Genomic DNA, 17902 nt, shown 5'->3' on the forward strand with positions numbered 1-17902 from the left:
CGCGCGTTCTCGGGGCCGCCCCCTTCAGCCAAGCTCCTGGATGCGGAGAAGGTTGCCCGCGGGGTCGCGGACCGCGCAGTCGCGTACGCCGCAGGGCTGCTCGGTCGGCTCCTGGACGATCTCGGCGTCCTCGGCCCGGAGCCGCGCGAAGGTGCCGTCCAGGTCGGCGGTGGCCAGCAGGATGCCGGCGTAGGTCCCCTTGGCCATCATCTCCTCGATGGTGCGGCGCTCGGCGTCGGTGATGCCGGGACCGGTGGCCGGGGGCTGCAGGACGAGGGAGGTGCCGGGCCGGCCTGCGGGGCCGACGGTGATCCAGCGCATCCCGTCGTGTCCGATGTCGTGGCGGACCTCGAAGCCGAGGGTGTCGCGGTAGAAGACCAGGGAGGCGTCGGGGTCGCTGTGCGGGAGGAAGCTCGCGTGCAGGGTGACGTCCATGGACTTCACGCTAGGCGGGGCTCGGGGGCCGGGGCTTCTCGATTCCTGACCGTTCCGGTCCGGTGTGGACGGGACGGGGACGGGGACGGGACATGCTTCGGAGGCGGCACCAGATGGTGCCGCCCCCGATCGCCGCGCCCGCCGTCAGGACTGGGGGCGGCTGCCGTGGTTCGCGCCGTTCTTGCGGCGGGCCTTCTTCTTGCGACGTCGCTTCGAGGACATGGATACCTCCGTGGTTCCGGTGTTACTTCCTGGGCTCGAGCCCAGGCGATCATGCACCCCCTACCCAGGACGACGCCGGGTAATGACGTGTCCTATGACACGAAAGAGGTGCATGCTCAGGCCGGGACCCCGTCGACGGAGGGAACAACAGTTCCGAACAGGTCGGTGACCGTCGTCAGCGCGGCGCTCTGGAGCGCGGCGGCGGGCAGGACGGTGCCGTCCGGGGCGGTGAGGGCGCGGGTTGCGGTGGCTTCGGCGACGACGGTGGGGCGGTAGCCGAGGTTGAAGGCGCCCTGAGCGGTGTAGTTGACGCACATGTGAGTCATGAACCCGGCAAGCACCAGATCCTTGCCGCTGCCCGCGGCGAAGCCCAGACCGGTGAGCGTCTTCTCCAGCTCGGTGGCGTGGAAGGAGTTGGGGAACTGCTTGACGACGACCGCCTCGCCGCTCACCGGGGCGACCTCGTCGCTGATGGCCCCGATGTGGGCACGGATGTCGTACGGGGAGCCTTCGCCGCCGTCGTTGAGGATGTGGACGACCGGGGTGCCGGCCGCACGGGCGCGTTCCAGCAGACGGGCGCCTGCCGCGAGTGCCTCCTCCGCTCCGTCCAGGGCCATGACGCCGGTGCGGTAGGTGTTCTGGAAGTCGATCAAGATCAGCGCGGATTCGCTCAGCCGGGGCGGCCGGTTGTCCAGGCCGATCACGTCGCGCAGGCTCGTGGAGGGCTGATGCGTGGAGGTGCTCATGGTGTGAGGTGCCTTTCGTGTTGCGTGGTGGATGACGGGATACGGCATGGCGGAATGAGGCATGGCGAAGCCGCAGGGTCTGCCTGCGTGCCCTGAAGCGCCTGGGGGTGAAAAGGGTCAGGTGGTCTGGATGCGGAAGCGGCGGCGGTATGCCGCCGGGGTGGTGGCGAGCTGTCGGTTGAACGCCCGGTGCAGCGTCTCCACCGAGCCGAGCCCGGCGGCGGTCGCGACGTGGTCGAGCGGGCTGTCGGTGGTCTCAAGCAGGCGGCGCGCCACCTCGACGCGAGCGGCTTCCACGTAGTCCGCCGGGCTGGTGCCTGTCTCCTGTTTGAACACCCGGGCGAAGTGCCGCTCGCTCAGGCACATCCGGGCCGCGAGTGCCGCCGCCGACAGGTCGTCGTCGAGGTGCTCGGCGATCCACAGCCGCAGTTCGTCGATATCGCGCCGGGCGGACGCGGGGCGGCTGAGCGGTACGGAGAACTGGCTCTGGCCGCCCTGGCGCTTGAGGTACATCACCAGTTGCCTGGCCACCGCCAGGGCCACGTCCTCGCCCTGGTCCTCGGCCACGAGCGCCAGCGCGAGATCCAGGCAGGCACTGATCCCGGCCCCCGTCCACAACCGGCCCCGGTCGGTGCGTACGAAGATGGGGTCCGGGTCGACCGTGACGGCGGGGTGCTCGGCGGCGAGCTGGGCGGCGGTCGACCAGTGGGTGGTCGCCGTCTTCCCGTCGAGGAGTCCGGCCGCGGCGAGGACGTGCGCGCCCACACACACCGAAGCCACGCGGCGGGCATGCGGTGCGGTGGCCTTCACCCACTCCACGACGTCGGTGTCGATGCGGGCGATCGGCCCCTCGTCCGTCATGTCGACGGCGCCGGGCACCAGGAGGGTGTCCACCTGCCCGCGCACCTCGTCGAAGCCGAGGTCGGCCACCAGGCGTACCCCCGCCGACGTACGGATCTCGCCTGCGGCGGGCCCGGCGAGGCGGACCTGGTAGTCGGCGCGGCCCGCGGTCTCCCGGCCGGCCAGCGCGAAGACCTCGGCGGGGCCGGTGACGTCGAGGAGATCGACATCGGGGAAGACCGCGATGACGACGCGGTGCGGAGTGGGCATGGCTCCATCCTCACCGCCGACCACCGATGGCCGCAATGACGGTTCTCTGTCACATCCGGACGACCTGGGTGACCTGGGGCGGTAACAGCCGCGGCTGGCGGACAACGTAGGTTGACCGCATGGTTGAGGGGGCGAGCCCGGCGGCGCGGACCATACCGCCGGAGCGGCGGACGAGCGGACGGCATGCTGCCGCCGGGCGAAAGAAGAAGCAGGGCGGGCTGGCCCGTTCGTCGATGCTGATGGCTGTCGGCACGGTGGTGTCGCGGGCAACGGGTCTCATCCGGCAGGTGTTGCAAGCCGCCGCGCTGGGGACGGGCTTGCTGGCCAGCACCTACAACACGGCGAACACCGTGCCGACAAGCCTGTACACGCTGTTGATCGGTGGAGCACTCAACGCCGTCCTGGTACCGCAGTTGGTGCGGGCCAGGACGTCACAGCCCGACGGAGGCCGAGCCTACGAGCAACGCCTGGTCACGCTCGTGGTGTGCGTGCTCGGCGTCGGCACGGCGCTCGCGGTGTGGGCGGCTCCACAGATCGTGGGCCTGTACATGCGCGACACCCCCGAGCATCACGAGGCGTTCGAACTGACGGTGACGTTCGCCAGGTTCCTGCTTCCGCAGATCTTCTTCTACGGCCTGTTCAGCATCTACGGACAAATCCTCAACGCCCGTGAGAAGTTCGGCGCGATGATGTGGACGCCGGTCCTCAACAACGTCGTACTGATCGGCATGTTCGCCGCCTACCTGACGCTGATGACGGTTCCCGACCAGGTCGAGGACATCACCACCAGTCAGGTGCGGCTGCTCGGGCTCGGCACGACGGCGGGTATCGCCGTGCAGGCCCTGGCGCTCATCCCGTTCGCGCGGGCGGCAGGATTCCGGTTCCGGCCGCGCTTCGACTGGCGGGGCACCGGCCTGGGCCAAAGCGTCCACGCGGCGAAGTGGACGCTGCTGTTCGTCCTGGCCAACCAGGCCGCCCTGACCGTGGTCACGAATTACGCCAACACCGCCGACCAGGAGCTGCCCGAGGCCGGTGCCGGTTACTCCGCCTACACCTATGCGCAGACCATCTGGCTGCTCCCCCAGTCCATCGTGACGGTGTCCCTGGTCACGGCCCTGCTGCCGCGCATGAGCAGGGCCGCGGCGGAAGGACGGGTCAAGGACCTGGGCGCGGACCTGTCCCGGGCCCTGCGGGTCAGCGGCGTGGTCATCGTGCCCGCCGCCTTCCTCTTCCTCGCCCTGGGGCCGCGGATCGCGTCGTTGCTGTATGCCCACGGAGCGGCGGATGCCGCGTCGGCCCGCCCGCTGGGGTACATGCTGCAGGCCTTCGCGCTCGGCCTCATCCCGTTCTCCGCCCAGTACCTCCTGCTGCGCGGCTTCTACGCGTTGGAGGACACGCGTACGCCCTTCTTCATGGCGGCCTGGATCGCGGGGGTGAACATCGCTCTGGCCACGGCCTGCCATCTGCTGCTGCCCGCCCGCTGGGCCGTCGTCGGCATGGCCGGGGCCTACACCCTGTCCTACCTGGCCGGCCTCGCGCTCACGGCGTACCTGCTGCGCAGGAGACTCGGAGCCCGTATCGACGACGGCAGCCTGCGCCGCACCTACGGCAAGGTGCTCTGTGCCGCGGGACCCGCCGCGGGCCTTGGCTGGGCCGCCGCGCAGGCGTGCGCCGGGCCCGGGAGTGGGACGTGGCCGACCGCCGCCGCGCTCGCCGCGGGAGTGTTCACGACGGTCCTGGGATACCTCTTTCTCGCCCGGCTGATGAGGATCGGCGAACTCCGGCGGCTACCCGGAATGCGCTGATCCCGGGCAGATTCGCCTCGTCACAGGAAGCGGCGGATCGGGCGGACGGACAGTTCTCTCATCCGTTGGACCACGGAGCGTCTCTTCCAGCGGCCCGGCCTGATCAGTTCGCTGGCCGCGACGTCGTCCGCGAAGTGCTCGTCGAGCGTCGCGGTGAACTCCGGGTCGAGGACCGCGAGCATGACTTCTTCGTCGTGATCGAGGGAGCGGCGGTTGAAGTTCGTCGAGCCGATGAGCGAGGCCACACCGTCCACGGTGATGATCTTCGCGTGCATCATCGTCGGCTGGTACTGGAAGATCTTCACCCCGCACGCGGTGAGATCCTCGTAGTAGTGCTGACCTGCGAGGTGGCTGACCCGCTTGTCGGTGTGCGGGCCCGGCAGCAGGATCTCCACCTCGACCCCGCGCCGCGCGGCGTCGCACAGCAGCTCGATGAAGTACGCGTCCGGGGAGAAGTACGCGGTGGACAGCCGGAAGCGCTCCTCGGCCGACTCCAGCATCACCCGGATCAGGGTCTGCATGTCCTGCCAGCCGAGGCTGGCCGACCCGCGCACCACCTGCACGATGGCCTCGCCCCGCGGCTGCTGCTCGATGAAGCGGTCCCGGTGGTCGAAGAGCTCGTCGTGGGACTCCGCCCAGTTCTGTGCGAACGCCGCCGCCATGCCGTCCACCGCGGGCCCGCGGACCTCGACATGTGTGTCACGCCACTCGTGCTCGTTGCGGGCGTTGCCGCACCACTCCTGCGCGATCCCCACCCCGCCCGTGAACGCGGTCTCCTCGTCGACGACGAGCACCTTGCGGTGGCAGCGGTGGTTCTGCTTGAGCGGGGAGAGGTACAGCGGCTTGCGGAACCACGCGACCTGCACGCCCGCCCGCTCCATCGCGTCGAGTTGCTCGCTCTCGATCAGGCGGCTGCCGAACCCGTCCAGAAGCAGCCGCACCCGCACGCCGGCGCGCGCCCGCTCAGCGAGCGCCTCGGCGAACTGGAGAGCGATGTCACCCTTCCAGTACACGAAGGTCATCATGTCCACGGTGTGCTCGGCACGGCGGATTCCGGCGAGCATCGCCGCGAAGATCTCGTCGCCGTTGCGCAGGGGGGTGAGCGCGTTTCCCTCGGTCGCCGCGATGCCTATCAGCCGCTCGAGGCGCCGCCGAATCCGCGTGACACGGTCCTGCGCGGACGGCGCGACCGCCCCGTCCGGCGTCCGCGGAGTCAGCTCGGGCGGTTCCTTCGTACTGGTCATGGTGTCACCTGGCCGGTACGCGACGAGAGAACATCGGGCCGCGGCGCCCGGTCCGGCTCGGGCTGCGGCGAGCCGACTGTACCGGTCGGAATGCCGATGCCGTGAGGGGGCCGGGCACGGCCCCGGGCATACACCTCGCCGGGCAGGGAACACGGCAGGAACGCCTCGACACAGGGAGCTTTTCGTGATCATTGTCGGCATAGTCGCTGTCTGTATCGTTCTGGCCGTACTCGCCTTCTTCGTGCCGCGTCTCTCGCGGCACCCCGAGCGGGGAACCCAGCGCACTCTTGGGGCCGGTTCACGCGCCGGTAGCAAGGCCCCTGGCATCCTTGGCCGGCTCTTCAGCAAGCCGTTCCGCAGCAGTTCCAAGGCTGTGGGCCGCAGCGGTGCGGCGGGCCGACGGACCCGCGGCCGCATGCCCTTCTGACCCGGCTCACAAGCTGACCCGGCTCACCAGCTGACCCAGCTCACAGGCTCGCGAGGAGGTCGTCGAGCGGGGCCGGAGTCGTTCCGGGGTCGAGGGCCTCGACGAGGAGGCGGCCGTAGCGGATCTTGCGGCCCTTCTTCGTTCCGAGGAAGCGCCGCAACTGCTGCTGCCGGGGCCGGTCATGCTGTGCGGGCTGGTGGACGAAGGTCTGCCAGGCCCGCAGGTCCCCCTCGGCCCGGACGACCTCCTCGACCCTGGCCGTGCCCAGCGCGCGGATGAGTTCGTCCTCCAGGTCCGCCACACATACGAAGAAGTCCCGGCGCGGCGCCCGTGCCCGTTCCAGCGCACGGTCGTAGAAGGGCCGCTCGCCCACGTCGCACAGTCCCGCAAGACGCAGTCCGAGGCCCGGCGGCCCGAGGAGCTCGGTGTAGCGGCCGATGCTCATCGCGCCGCCCATCGAGACGACGCAGATCCCTTCGGCGGCCAGGTCCCGGCCACGCCGCACTGCCAGCGCCTCTACGGCCTCGCGGTCACTCGGCCCCTCGAGCAGCACCGCCGTCCGCACCCCCACCCGCGTGGCCAACTCACCGGCCACCCTGCCGGACCCGCCGGCCGCCCAGTCGGTGACCGCGTCCCGGAACGCCCCCATGTCCGCCATGGGGGCGAGTCTGCACCGTCACCGTCGCCACGGCACGCGATATTCGAGGCCGGATCAGCCTGCCGGGCCTTCAGTCCTGCCAGGCCCAGTCCCGCACCTCCGGCAGGTCCACGCCGTGTGCGCGCACATAGGCGTGGTGGCGCAGCCTCGCGTCCTTCATCCGCTGGCGTACCTCGATCGCACGGACGCCGAGGCCCGGCACCCGGTCGACGACGTCCATCACCAGGCGGTAACGGTCCAGGTCATTGGCGACCACCATGTCGAAGGGCGTGGTGGTCGTGCCGCGTTCCTTGTAGCCGCGGACATGCATGTGCGGGTGGACCGCGCGCCGGTAGGCGAGCCGGTGCACCAGCCACGGGTAGCCGTGGAATCCGAAGATCACCGGCTTGTCGCGGGTGAACAGCGCGTCGAACTCCGCGTCCGGCATGCCGTGCGGATGCTCGCCCTCCGGCATCAGGCGCGCGATGTCCACCACGTTCACCACCCGCACGGCGAGGTTCGGCAGGTGGGTGCGGAGCAGGCTCGCGGCGGCGAGCACCTCCAGGGTGGGCACATCCCCGGCACAGGCCAGTACGACGTCCGGCTCCTGATCGGGAGCCTCAGTGCCGGCCCAGGTCCACACTCCGGCACCCCGCGCGCAGTGGGCCCGCGCCTCGTCCAGGCCCAGCCAGTCGAAACCGGGCTGCTTGCCGGCCACGATCACGTTCACGTAGTCACGTGAGGCGAGGCAGTGCTCGGCGGTGGAGAGCAGGGTGTTGGTGTCCGGGGGCAGGTAGACCCGTACCGCCTCGGGACTCTTGTTGAGTACGTGGCCGATGAAGCCGGGGTCCTGGTGCGAGAAGCCGTTGTGGTCCTGGCGCCAGACATGCGAGGTCAGCAGGTAGTTCAGTGAGGCGATGGGCGCGCGCCAGGGCAACTCACGGGTGGTGCGCAGCCACTTGATGTGCTGGTTGACCATCGAGTCGACGATGTGCACGAACGCCTCGTAGCAGGAGAACAGTCCGTGACGGCCCGTCAGGAGATAGCCCTCCAGCCATCCTTGGCAGGTGTGTTCGGAGAGGATCTCCATCACCCGACCGTGCCGGGTGAGGTCTTCGTCGACGTCGTAGATCTCTTCCTGCCATGCCTTTCCGGACGCCCCGTAGACCGCGTCGAGCCGGTTGGACGCGGTCTCGTCGGGGCCGACGAGCCGGAAGTCGCGCCGCTCCGCGGTGTCGGCCATCACCTGCCGCAGATAGCCGCCGAGCACCCGTGTCGGCTCGTTCATGGTGGCGCCGGGCTTGTCCACGTCGACCGCGAACTCCTCCAGCGGCTTCAGCGGCAGCGAGCGCAGGAGCAGCCCGCCGTTGGCGTGCGGGTTGGCGCCGAGGCGCAGCGTGCCCCGCGGGGCGATGTCGAGGAGCCCGGAGACCGGGCGCCCCTGGTCGTCGAAGAGTTCCTCGGGACGGTAGGAGCGCAGCCATTCCTCCAGCTGGTGGCGGTGCTCGGCGCTCTCCCTGACGTTGGACAGCGGCACCTGGTGTGCGCGCCACGTGCCCTCCACCGGTTTGCCGTCCACCGTCTTGGGGCCGGTCCAGCCCTTCGGTGTACGGAGCACGATCATGGGCCAGCGGGGCGCGAGGGCGTCCTTGGCGCGCTCGGCGGCTCCGTCCGCCCTGGCCTCGCGCTGGATCGCCGCGATGCGGTCGAGGCAGCGGTCGAGGGCGGCGGCGAAGTCACGGTGGACGGTCATGGGGTCGTCGCCGGTGACGTGCACGGGCTCGTACCCGTAGCCGCGCATCAGCTCGTCGAGCTGGCCGTCGGGGAGCCTGGCCGGGATCGTCGGGTTGGCGATCTTGTAGCCGTTCAGGTGCAGGACGGGGAGGACCGCGCCGTCGTGCACCGGGTCCAGGAAGGTGTTGGAGTGCCAGGAGGCGGCCAGCGGTCCGGTCTCGGACTCTCCGTCGCCGATGACGCACACCGACAGGAGGTCGGGGTTGTCGAACGCGGCGCCGTAGGCGTGCGAGAGGGAGTAGCCGAGCTCACCGCCCTCGTGGATGGAGCCGGGCGTCTCGGGGGCGACGTGACTCGGCACTCCGCCGGGGAACGAGAACTGCCGGAAGAGCCGGGTCATCCCCTCTTCGTCGCGAGTGACGTCGGGGTAGGTCTCTGTGTACGTCCCGTCCAGCCAGGAGTTGGCCAGTACGGCGGGCCCGCCGTGCCCGGGGCCCCAGATGCAGACGGTGTCCAGCTGCCGCGCCTTGATGACCCGGTTGAGGTGGACGTGCACGAGGTTGAGGCCGGGCGAGGTGCCGAAGTGGCCGAGGAGGCGTGGCTTGATGTCCTCGACGGCGAGGGGGCGCCGCAGCAGGGCGTTGTCCATCAGGTAGATCTGCCCCACCGAGAGGTAGTTCGCTGCCCGCCAGTACCGTTCCAGCGCCCGCAGTTCGGCATCGGTGGGTGGTTCGGCGGGTGCGGCCGGGTTCACCGCGGATTCGCCCATGGCTGTTCCTTCCGATAAATGACCGGCCACGCTCAACGTAACGGCGCGCTGGGCCACACGCCTCCCGGAGTCGGCCGGACGCATGTTCAGCGCCCCCGGGTTCCCACTGGGCGGGATCTACACGGCTATCGTGCTCGGGCGAAGGGGCCGTACGGGGGAACGAAGGACCGTACGGGAGAGCGAGCCCGGCGGGGTACAGGCAAGGAGCGAATGGGTGGGGGCACCGGAAGCGCAGGACACGGCCAGGAGGCTGCGGGCGATCAGCGACGAGCTGTCGGACCGCTTCTACGAGCGGGCCGACGTGGTGCGGACGCTGGTGGTGACGCTCCTGTCCGGACAGCACTCGTTGGTGCTCGGCCCGCCCGGCACGGCCAAGTCCGAGCTGGCCCGGGAGCTGACGGGCAGGGTCGACGGCGCGTCGTACTGGGAGATCCTCCTCTCCAAGTTCACCGCGCCGACGCGCATGTTCGGCCCCATCGACGTCGCCGCGCTGGCCCGCGGCGAGTACCGCCAGGTCTACGAGGGCCGTGCCACGACAGCGCACGTGGCGTTCATCGACGAGATCTTCAAGTGCTCCACGGCCGCCCTGAACGAGACGCTGGGCTACCTCAACGAGCGGATCTACCACCCCGAGAGCGGGGGCGCGCCCATCCGCTGCCCGCTGATCGGAGCCATCACGGCGAGCAACGAACTGCCCACCGGCGAGGACTCGGCCGCGATCTACGACCGGCTGCTCGTACGGATCGAGGTCGGTTATCTGGCGGACCCCTCGAACTTCGCCGCACTGGTCCGCTCCGCCGTCGGCCGCCCGGCGGCGCCGGCACGGACCACGGTCGAACTGGCCGCGTTGCGGCACGCGGTGGCCGAGGCCGTCCCGGCCGTGGACGTCCCTGACGCGATCGTGGACGCGATATGCACCCTGCGGGCCGCCCTGCGCCGCAAGGAGATCGTCGCGTCCGACCGCCGCTGGCGCCAAGCGGTGGGCCTGCTCCAGGCTTCCGCGTACCTCGACGACCGCCCGGCGGTCGCCGACACCGACCTGTCGATCCTGACCCACGTGCTGTGGGACTCCCCCGCCGAGCGCCCGACCGTCGAGCGCGAGGTGCTGCACCTGGTGAACCCCGACGCGAAGGAGGCGCTCGAGCTCGCCGACGCCATCGAGGAGATAGAGGCGCAGCTCGACGCCATGGCCGGGCAGTCCCGCGAGGCGCTGAGCGACTGGGTCATCAAGAAGGCCCACAACAAGCTCGCCACGGCGGGGAAGCGCCTGGAGACGCTGCGCGCCGAGGCGGCGGGCGCCGGCCGCTCCACCGCCGCCATCGACCGCGTCACCGGCCGGCAGCGCGCCGTCCGCGCTCGCGTTCTCACCGAGGCACTCGGCGTGGACGCGAGCATGGTGCAGGCCCAGTTCTGACACCGGGGATCAGGAGCATGGGCGAGACACCGGACAGGCTGGGCGAGCTGGCGAACCGCGCCGGGAAGTGGCTCGCGCTGTCCGCCGCTCCCGAGCGGCACACCGCTGCCGTGCTCGCGGACCGGTTCGAACGGATCGCGTGGCGCGACACCTACGAGCAGTCGGCAGGCCTGCGCGAGTTCGCCGAGGAACTGAACGAGCGGCACGACTACGCCACCGATCTCCTGACCGACGTGTTCCTGGCCGCGTACAAGGCGGGCCCGCGGCTGCGCGAACGCGCGCACATGGCTCCGTCCCGGCTGGTCAACCACCAGGTCATGACCTCCCTGATGGAATCGCCGGACTTCGCCGAGCTGCACCGGGAGACGGCCGGTGATCCCTACGCCGCGGCCATGGCCGTACTGGCTCAGGCCCCGGCGCTGCGCCAACTCCTCGATCACTCCCGCGATGCCCAGGAGGAGGCCGAGCGGGCGACGAAGACACAGGAGGACGCCGAAACCGCGGCGACCGCCGTGGGCGAGGCGCTCCAGGAGGCTGCTGACAGCACCGACGCGGACGGCGCCGTGCAGGCCCCCGAAGCCGACGCCCTCCAAGGTGCGATCGAGGCCGCCGAGTCCGCCGACACGGCCGCCCGGCAGGCTGCGCAGTACGCCGAGCAGGCCATCGCGACGGCGGCTCCCGGTATCCGTTCGGGCGCACGCAACGCGGCATCGCGGGCCGCCGAGACCGTACGGGAAGAGGCATCGCTGATGCGGGCCTGGGGCGTCGGCCCCGGCGAGCTGGAGCGGATGCCGTTCGAACAGCGCGCCCGGCTCGCCGAGCGGCTGCGCTCCAGCCGTCTCGCGCGGTGGGCCGAGCTGATCGGCCGCTTCCGGCAGATGGCCGAGGGCGAGCGCGCCCGCAAGGTGGAGAACGCCACCGGGGAACTCGTCGGCGTCACCCTCGGCGACGACCTCTCCCGCGTCATCCCCTCCGAGCTGGCCAACCTCGGCCTGCCCGAGCTGCGTGCGGTGTTCGCCGCGCGGTACGCCGCCGGGGAACTGATGCTCTACGACAGCCAAGGAGAGCAGTCCACCGGCAAGGGCGCCGTCATCGCCTGCGTCGACACCTCGCATTCCATGTACGTGGAGGGGCCGGGCGGGGTCACCCGGGAGGCGTGGGCCAAGGCGTGCGCCTTGGCGCTCTTCGATCAGGCCCGCCGTGCCGGCCGGGACTTCGTCGGCATCCTGTTCGCCGCCGCCGACAAGCTGCAGGTCTTCCGCTTCCCGGCCGACGAGGCCGCCGACATCGCCCGGGTCGTCGACTTCGCGGAGACCTTCCTCGGCGGCGGCACCAGCTACCAGAGACCGCTGTCGGCGGCCGTCGAACTCCTGGAGAAGGAGTTCGACGACGCCGCCCGCTCGCGCGGCGACATCGTGCTGCTCACCGACGACGAATGCGGCGTGAGCGAGGAATGGACGCGCGGCTGGAACGAGGCCAAGCACCGGCTGGGCTTCCGTGTCTTCGGGGTGGCCGTCGGCACCCCGCCCGCCGCCGAGTCCGGCTCGGTCCTCGATGCCCTGTGCGACAACCTCCGGGCCGTCGAGGACCTCGCCGACGTCCATTCGGCAGCCGATCTCTTCCGCGTGATCTGACCCTGGTCGGACGCGGGCGGTGTCACCGACCCTTGATCCCTCAAGCGCTGCGGTCGCGCTCAAGCGTTTACGGAGTGACCGCCACCGTCACCCTGCCCGAGGCCCGCTTGCCGCCCGTCCGGTAGGTGGCCGTGAGCTCGGCGGTGCCCGAGGCGTCCGCGGGCACGGTGACCGGGACCTTGACGGTCGCCCCCTGGTCCGGGTCGAGCGCGGGGACGGCGACCTGACGCGTCGTCCACCCGGCGGGCACGGTGAGGTCGAGGGTGCCCGGGGCGCGACGCGCGTCCATGCGGTTGACCACCCGCGCCTCCACCTTGCCGCTCGCGCCCGCCCGCAGCTTCGCGGGCGGGGCGATCGTGATGTCCGCACAGGTACCGCCGAGCCAGTCCAGGTCGAAGGACGCGTACGTGAGGTGGTCGTAGTCGCCGCGCTCGTAGAGCAGCCCGATGCGCCCGTTCGGCAGCTTGGTCAACGTCGAGTAGGCCGCTGCCGGGCTCGACGACCTTTCGGATCGGCCAGGTCCTGCCGTTGTCGCAGGACATCCGCAGCGTGAGGTTGCGCCGCGCCGTGGCGTCGTCGGTGTTGCTGAACAGCAGCCACGAGGACTGCCGGTGCGATGCCGGGGCCTCGGCGTCATACCGCATGACGGAGGCGTTGTTCGCGGGATCGGTGAGCCGGGTGTCCTGGTCGAACGGGGTGTAGTTGACCCCGCCGTCGGTCGAGTAGGCGACCGTGCGGTACGGCTGCGAACGGTTGTTGAGCATGATCCTGCCGTCGGACAGCTCGACGGTCTTGTTCTCGTCGCCGCCGGGTCCGACCGGGTTGCCCATCTTCCAGGTGGCACCGTGGTCGTCGCTGTAGGCACTGGCCGCGTAGTTCGCGCCGTCGACGCGGACGGCGTACTGCTGGATCAGCCGGCCCTTGTGCGGTCCGCGCCGCAACTGGATGCCCTCGCCGGACGACGCGAACAGGCCCGCCCAGGCAGGGTCCTTGAGCTGCCCGGTGATACGGCGGTGGGTCCACGTCACCCCGTCGTCGTCCGAGTAGCTGTAGTCGGCCTGGAGGATGTCCGGGTCGCTCTCGTCGTTGCCGGTGCCCGAGCCGGGGAAGCCCCGGTTCACCGAGGAGGCGTAGAACACGAAGATCCGGCCGGTCGTGCGGTCGACGAGCAGGCTCGGATCGCCGTGCCCCTTGGGCGCGGCGTCCTTGCGCACCACCTGCTGCGCCTGCCACGTCGTACCCCCGTCGGTGCTCCTGCGCAGTACGACGCCGATGTTTCCCGGCAGGTCGCCCAGGCTGGGCCTGGCGTCGTAGGCCGCGAGCAGGGTGCCCTTCACCGAGGTGGTCAGAGCGGGGATGCGGTAATACGGCGAGCCCACTCCGTTGGTGGTCAGGTCCTCGGAGGTCAGTTCACCCGAAGCCTCGGGGCCGCCGGGCGCGGTCCCGCGCGCGGTGCCGTTCGCCGTGACGACGAGCGCTGCGGCGGACAGCAGGGCGACGGGGATTCTGCGCTGCATGAACGCTCTCTCTGCTCGGAGGGGTTGGGGCGCCCAGGCCAGTCGCTCCCGCTGCCCGTCCATCATCGCTATCGAGCTCGGCACAGGAGCAGTGACGCGCGCGGCAAAGAGGGAGGGCCACGTACGGAAGGGCGGCGCAAAGGGACGACCTGGTCAGGCCCGCGCGGCGCCCCTGGCGCGAGCCTCGGCGATCCTGCGCCGCACCGGCGCGTAGTACTCGCCCAGGGACTTCAGGAAGGCGGCGACATCACCGGCCCGCGCGGCGTCCACGATGCTCTGGTCCGCTGCGATGGTCTCGGTCTCGTCGGCGTGCGTGAACCCGTCCAGATGCGGCGCGACGATCGCGAACACATCCCAGAAGGCCATCGAGAGCTGCTCGACGAGCTCGTTGCCGAGCGGTTCCACGAGCAACGCGTGGAACGCCCGGTCCGCCGCCGCGAACCCGCCCCCTTCCCCCGCGCCCTCGCGCATGGAGGCCACGAGACGCTCCAGCGCGTCGAGTTGGCCGGAGCTGAGCGTGGTGACGATCCGGTCGGCCATCCCGCGCTCGACGAGTTCACGTACGTCGACGAGGTCGGCGAGGACCTGGAAGTCGTCGCCCGGCGAGAGCAGCCCACGGAAGGTGAGGCTCTCCACCAGGGCCGAGAGGCTCAGCCGCCCGACGTAGGTGCCGTGACCGTGGCGGACCTCGACGATGTCCAGGGCGTTCAGGATCTTGACGGCCTCGCGCACGCTGGAGCGGCTCGCGCCCAGCGCCTCGCACAGCTCAGGCTCCGTGGGCAGCGGGTCGCCGGGGCGCAGCCGCTCCTGCAGGATGTGGCGCTTGATGCCCTCGACGACTTCCTGCCGGAGCAGTTGCCGTGCGGGCTTCGCGCCGGACGCGGGTGAACTCCCCACCTCTTGACCCCTCTCGATGGCCGAGCCGACTTTCCACGCTATCAAGACATCAGACATCTGACGTCTCATGCTTGAGGGCAGCCGCATCGGCCGCACAGCGGTGAATCGTTCCGCAAATCCTCGACCGGCCAGCAAAGCTCAGGCGGGTTTCCACTATGCTTCCTGGCACAACCGCCCGCGCCGAGATGCGATCCGGTGCCGCGTGCTCCGCAGGCGCCCCCTCGCACCGTGCCCCATCGGGGCCCCCGGGCTCCGCGGCCTGAGTGTCTTTGCCGGCCGACCGGGACAGGGGGTGTGGACCGTGCCCCGGTGGCAAGATGTACACGAGAGACAACGCCGATCGGAGTGTCATCGATATGGGTCTGAGTCCCGAACCCGATCGCAGGTCCCGGGATGCGGCTCATGCGGGTTCCGAGTTCATCGAACTGCTCGAAGTCATGTGGGAGCGGGGGCGTGAGGCCGTCCCGACGGGACCTGTTTCACCGTCCCAGTTGCGCCTCCTCTACGCACTGGACCGCGAGGAGGGCATCAACCTGCGGATGCTCTCCGAGGCCCTGGGCTCGGCTCCCCCTTCGGTGAGCCGCCTGTGCGACCGCCTCCAGGCCACGGGATTGATCGAACGGACACCCAGTCCCGTCAGCCGACGGGAACTGGAGCTTCACCTGACGAGCCACGGCAAGGCCTACCTCTCCGACCTGCGCAAGCGGCGCGAGAGCATACTGATGGCCACCATCGACGCCATGCCGCCCAAGGCGCGCCGTGCCCTGCTCGAAGGACTCAGGGGCTTTCGTGACGTGGCGACCGAAGCCGAGGACAACGACGGAGTCAGAACCTGGCGCTCGGTCGGCTAGACCAAGCCGTCGAGCGCTCAAGCCGACTCGTTCGCCGCCTTCGACTTCTGCTCAGGCCTCGCCCCTACCCTCGGCTACCGTCCGAACCAGTCGAGGCAGACCACGAGAGCGTCATCGTCCAACGGCAGCGAACCACGGTACTCACCGAGATCGCGCAGCACCGCCTGCGGCACCTGCGACGCCGGCAGCAGACGATGCGCCGACAGGGACCTGGCAAGCGCCCGCTCCCCGTACCGCTCCCCCGCCTTCGACACACTGTCGTAGACCCCGTCGCTGCCCACCAGGATGCGGTCGCCCGGTTCCAGTCGCAGGCGTTCCGAGACATAGACGGTCTCCTCGAACATCCCCAGGGGGAGCTGCGCGTCGAAGTCGACGGACTCGACCGTCCGCCCGCGGTACCTCCACATGCGGGGCGATCCGGCGTCGACGGCCTCCACCTCGCCGGTGGCGAGATCGAAGCGCAGCAGCAGGACGGAGGCGTGCAACTCGCCCCGGTACTGCGCGTACACGGCCTGGTCGGCGAGGCTCGCCTGACCCGGAAGATCGAGGCCGGCGCGGCGTGCGTTGCGCAGCGCGTTCACCACGAGGTTGGTGAGCAGCGCCGCCTCCATCCCCTGGCCCATGCCGTTGGTCACGGTGAGCGTGAGGTGGCGCGGCGAGACCGACCAGTCGAAGTTGTCGCCGAAGATCGCGTACGCCGGTTCCAGATGTGCGCCCAACTGGAACTCCGGACGCGACACGGAGCGGCCCGGCAGCAACTGCCACTGCATCTCGGCGGCGAGTGTGAGACGGACAGCCCTGCGTGCGAGAAGGTACAGATCGGTGTCGCGTTCGGCGACCCGGATCTCGTGGCCCAGCGCCTCGCAGATGCGCTGCATCTCCGGCAGGTCGGCCTGTTCGAAGCGCGCCTCAGGAATGGTGAGGGTCAGTACACCCATCCGGTCGCCCCGGACGGTCACCGGCAGATGGATGGTCGCCGTGCCCGCCACCACCGACTCGACGCGCGGTTCCTGCGCACCGAAGGCCCTGCCCTGCGGACTGGCGTGGATGGGCACCGACTCGGTGGTGAACGGCACGTCCTCCACCATCTGGAGAGTCGTCAAGCCGTAGTCGGCGAGCCGCAGTTCCACACTCTCGACCCCGTACTGCTCCCGCAACGCCCCCGTCACGACATCGAGCAGCGCATGGGGCGCCGCACTGCGCAGCGCCCGCTCGACGACAGCGAATCTGTCCACGTTTCCTGCTTCTCACTAAGCCACGCCGAATTGAGGACCCAGCCGACAGCACATCCCCGTCCGTCGGCCTTCGGCGTTTGGGGGCGTGCACTCAGTCCAACACGGCGCGCCCGATGAGTCACTCCGGTGGCTGGGACTGTCAGGTCTGGGCGACTGCCTGGCCGAACGCCGGGCAACCTCCAACATCGTACGATGCACGGGGACAACTATTTCCCCACAGCAAGAAAAATTGGGTCAACGCACATGCCTCTCCCCAGCCGGGGCAGGGGCGGTACGAGGAAGCTTCGTAGACCAGGGGAGTTAGAAACATGTCACTGATCTCTGAATCGGCTGCCGAGACCGTACGAAACGACGAGACGCCTGGCCCGGGCGAGACGCCGGCCTTGGGTGAGGTGTCCGCCGTCGAGGGCGAGCTGCCGTGGATCGAGGACACCGACAAGATTGCCCCGAAGGATGCCCGAGCCCTTTCGAAGCTGTTCTTCGACCGGCTTCAGACCCTGGAAGAGGGCACGCACGAGTACCAATACGCACGTAACACCCTTATCGAGATGAACCTCACGCTCGTGCAGTTCGCGGCCCGCCGGTTCCGCAACCGCGGCAACGGCGACATGGAGGAGATCATCCAGGTCGGCACCATCGGCCTCATCAAGGCGATCGACCGGTTCGACCTCAGTCGCGAGGTCGAGTTCGCCACTTTCGCCGTGCCGTACATCCTCGGCGAGATCAAGCGGTTCTTCCGTGACACCACCTGGGCCGTGCATGTGCCGCGCAGGCTCCAGGAGTTGCGCGTGGAGCTGGCCAAGGCCAAGGAGCAGCTCTCCGCGCATCTGGACCATGACCCGACCGTCAAGGAACTCGCCGATTACCTCTCCATCACCGAAGAAGAGGTCAACGAAGGCCTCGTCGCCTCGAACGGCTATACCGCGGGTTCCCTGGAGGCGCCCACGGACGGTGGTGAGAGCGCGGCCACGCCGACGCGCACCCTGGCCGATGTGATGGGCGGACCGGACCCGGCCATGGAAGCCGTCGAGAATCTGCACACCCTGGCACCACTCCTCGACGGACTCGACGAGCGGGAGCGCCGCATCCTCGAACTGCGCTTCGGCCAGGAGATGACCCAGTCGCAGATCGGCTCCGAACTCGGCGTCTCCCAGATGCACATCTCCCGTCTGCTCACCGGCACCCTCACCAAGCTCCGCAGGGGGATGCTGGCCTGACGCTCTCC

Annotated in this window: 15 protein-coding genes and 1 pseudogene; 6 read left to right on the forward strand and 10 right to left on the reverse strand. The window is 69.9% G+C overall.

The genetic code is table 11. The features are described from left to right. Positions 1 to 24: 24 nt before the first annotated feature. From ACIBCK_RS23710 to ACIBCK_RS23725, 4 genes are all read right to left on the reverse strand, one after another. Positions 25 to 435: a VOC family protein gene (locus tag ACIBCK_RS23710; RefSeq protein WP_399393245.1), complete on the reverse strand. Its 411-nt coding sequence runs from the start codon at positions 433 to 435 to the stop codon at positions 25 to 27. A gap of 144 nt (positions 436 to 579) precedes the next feature. Continuing rightward, a complete protein-coding gene (locus ACIBCK_RS23715; protein ID WP_370443954.1) occupies positions 580 to 657 on the reverse strand; it encodes a 50S ribosomal protein bL37 in 78 nt (25 codons plus the stop codon). A gap of 116 nt (positions 658 to 773) precedes the next feature. Beyond that, the gene (locus tag ACIBCK_RS23720) at positions 774 to 1403 is read right to left on the reverse strand and encodes a cysteine hydrolase family protein (protein ID WP_399393246.1); all 630 of its coding nucleotides are present in this window, start codon (positions 1401 to 1403) and stop codon (positions 774 to 776) included. A gap of 117 nt (positions 1404 to 1520) precedes the next feature. Then, on the reverse strand, positions 1521 to 2513 hold the full coding sequence (locus ACIBCK_RS23725; RefSeq protein WP_399393248.1) for a GlxA family transcriptional regulator: 993 nt from the start codon (positions 2511 to 2513) through the stop codon (positions 1521 to 1523). Positions 2514 to 2632: 119 nt separating this feature from the next. On the opposite strand from ACIBCK_RS23725, the gene murJ reads away from it, so the two are divergent. Continuing rightward, on the forward strand, positions 2633 to 4318 hold the full coding sequence (gene murJ, locus ACIBCK_RS23730) for a murein biosynthesis integral membrane protein MurJ (protein ID WP_399393250.1): 1686 nt from the start codon (positions 2633 to 2635) through the stop codon (positions 4316 to 4318). A 20-nt stretch (positions 4319 to 4338) separates the two neighbouring features. On the opposite strand, the gene ACIBCK_RS23735 is transcribed toward murJ, so the two are convergent. Then, complete coding sequence (locus tag ACIBCK_RS23735) at positions 4339 to 5562, reverse strand: phosphatidylserine/phosphatidylglycerophosphate/cardiolipin synthase family protein (RefSeq protein WP_399393252.1); 1224 nt, start codon at positions 5560 to 5562, stop codon at positions 4339 to 4341. Between the two features lie 184 nt (positions 5563 to 5746). Here ACIBCK_RS23735 and ACIBCK_RS23740 point away from each other — a divergent pair, with 184 nt between their 5' ends. Continuing rightward, positions 5747 to 5989 carry a DUF6411 family protein gene (locus ACIBCK_RS23740; protein WP_399393254.1) on the forward strand — a complete coding sequence of 81 codons (243 nt, stop codon included), beginning with the start codon at positions 5747 to 5749 and terminating at the stop codon, positions 5987 to 5989. A gap of 40 nt (positions 5990 to 6029) precedes the next feature. On the opposite strand, the gene ACIBCK_RS23745 is transcribed toward ACIBCK_RS23740, so the two are convergent. Together ACIBCK_RS23745 and ACIBCK_RS23750 are read right to left on the reverse strand one after the other, a co-directional pair. Beyond that, positions 6030 to 6647 (reverse strand): TOPRIM nucleotidyl transferase/hydrolase domain-containing protein, encoded by a 618-nt coding sequence (locus tag ACIBCK_RS23745; protein WP_399393256.1) that lies wholly within the window; start codon positions 6645 to 6647, stop codon positions 6030 to 6032. A gap of 70 nt (positions 6648 to 6717) precedes the next feature. Further along, positions 6718 to 9129: a phosphoketolase gene (locus ACIBCK_RS23750; RefSeq protein ID WP_399393259.1), complete on the reverse strand. Its 2412-nt coding sequence runs from the start codon at positions 9127 to 9129 to the stop codon at positions 6718 to 6720. Positions 9130 to 9343: 214 nt separating this feature from the next. Here ACIBCK_RS23750 and ACIBCK_RS23755 point away from each other — a divergent pair, with 214 nt between their 5' ends. Both ACIBCK_RS23755 and ACIBCK_RS23760 read left to right on the forward strand, forming a co-directional pair. Further along, positions 9344 to 10543, forward strand: a complete 1200-nt coding sequence (locus ACIBCK_RS23755) for an AAA family ATPase (protein WP_399393261.1) — start codon at positions 9344 to 9346, stop codon at positions 10541 to 10543. A gap of 17 nt (positions 10544 to 10560) precedes the next feature. Further along, a complete protein-coding gene (locus ACIBCK_RS23760; RefSeq protein ID WP_399393263.1) occupies positions 10561 to 12177 on the forward strand; it encodes a VWA domain-containing protein in 1617 nt (538 codons plus the stop codon). Between the two features lie 67 nt (positions 12178 to 12244). Here the strand turns inward: ACIBCK_RS23760 and ACIBCK_RS23765 are convergent. Together ACIBCK_RS23765 and ACIBCK_RS23770 are read right to left on the reverse strand one after the other, a co-directional pair. Further along, positions 12245 to 13694 (reverse strand): annotated as a pseudogene (locus ACIBCK_RS23765) (exo-alpha-sialidase). Between the two features lie 153 nt (positions 13695 to 13847). Beyond that, complete coding sequence (locus tag ACIBCK_RS23770; protein WP_399393264.1) at positions 13848 to 14648, reverse strand: FadR/GntR family transcriptional regulator; 801 nt, start codon at positions 14646 to 14648, stop codon at positions 13848 to 13850. 299 nt (positions 14649 to 14947) lie between these two features. Between ACIBCK_RS23770 and ACIBCK_RS23775 the strand changes: the two genes are divergently transcribed. Further along, complete coding sequence (locus ACIBCK_RS23775) at positions 14948 to 15442, forward strand: MarR family winged helix-turn-helix transcriptional regulator (RefSeq protein ID WP_399393266.1); 495 nt, start codon at positions 14948 to 14950, stop codon at positions 15440 to 15442. 74 nt (positions 15443 to 15516) lie between these two features. Here ACIBCK_RS23775 and ACIBCK_RS23780 read toward each other — a convergent pair whose 3' ends face one another. Continuing rightward, positions 15517 to 16677 (reverse strand): PP2C family protein-serine/threonine phosphatase, encoded by a 1161-nt coding sequence (locus tag ACIBCK_RS23780; protein WP_399393268.1) that lies wholly within the window; start codon positions 16675 to 16677, stop codon positions 15517 to 15519. A gap of 308 nt (positions 16678 to 16985) precedes the next feature. Between ACIBCK_RS23780 and ACIBCK_RS23785 the strand changes: the two genes are divergently transcribed. After that, positions 16986 to 17894, forward strand: a complete 909-nt coding sequence (locus tag ACIBCK_RS23785; RefSeq protein WP_399393270.1) for an RNA polymerase sigma factor SigF — start codon at positions 16986 to 16988, stop codon at positions 17892 to 17894. Positions 17895 to 17902: the final 8 nt, after the last annotated feature.

The sequence above is a fragment of the Streptomyces sp. NPDC051218 genome (assembly GCF_044455475.1).
GTDB lineage: Bacteria > Actinomycetota > Actinomycetes > Streptomycetales > Streptomycetaceae > Streptomyces.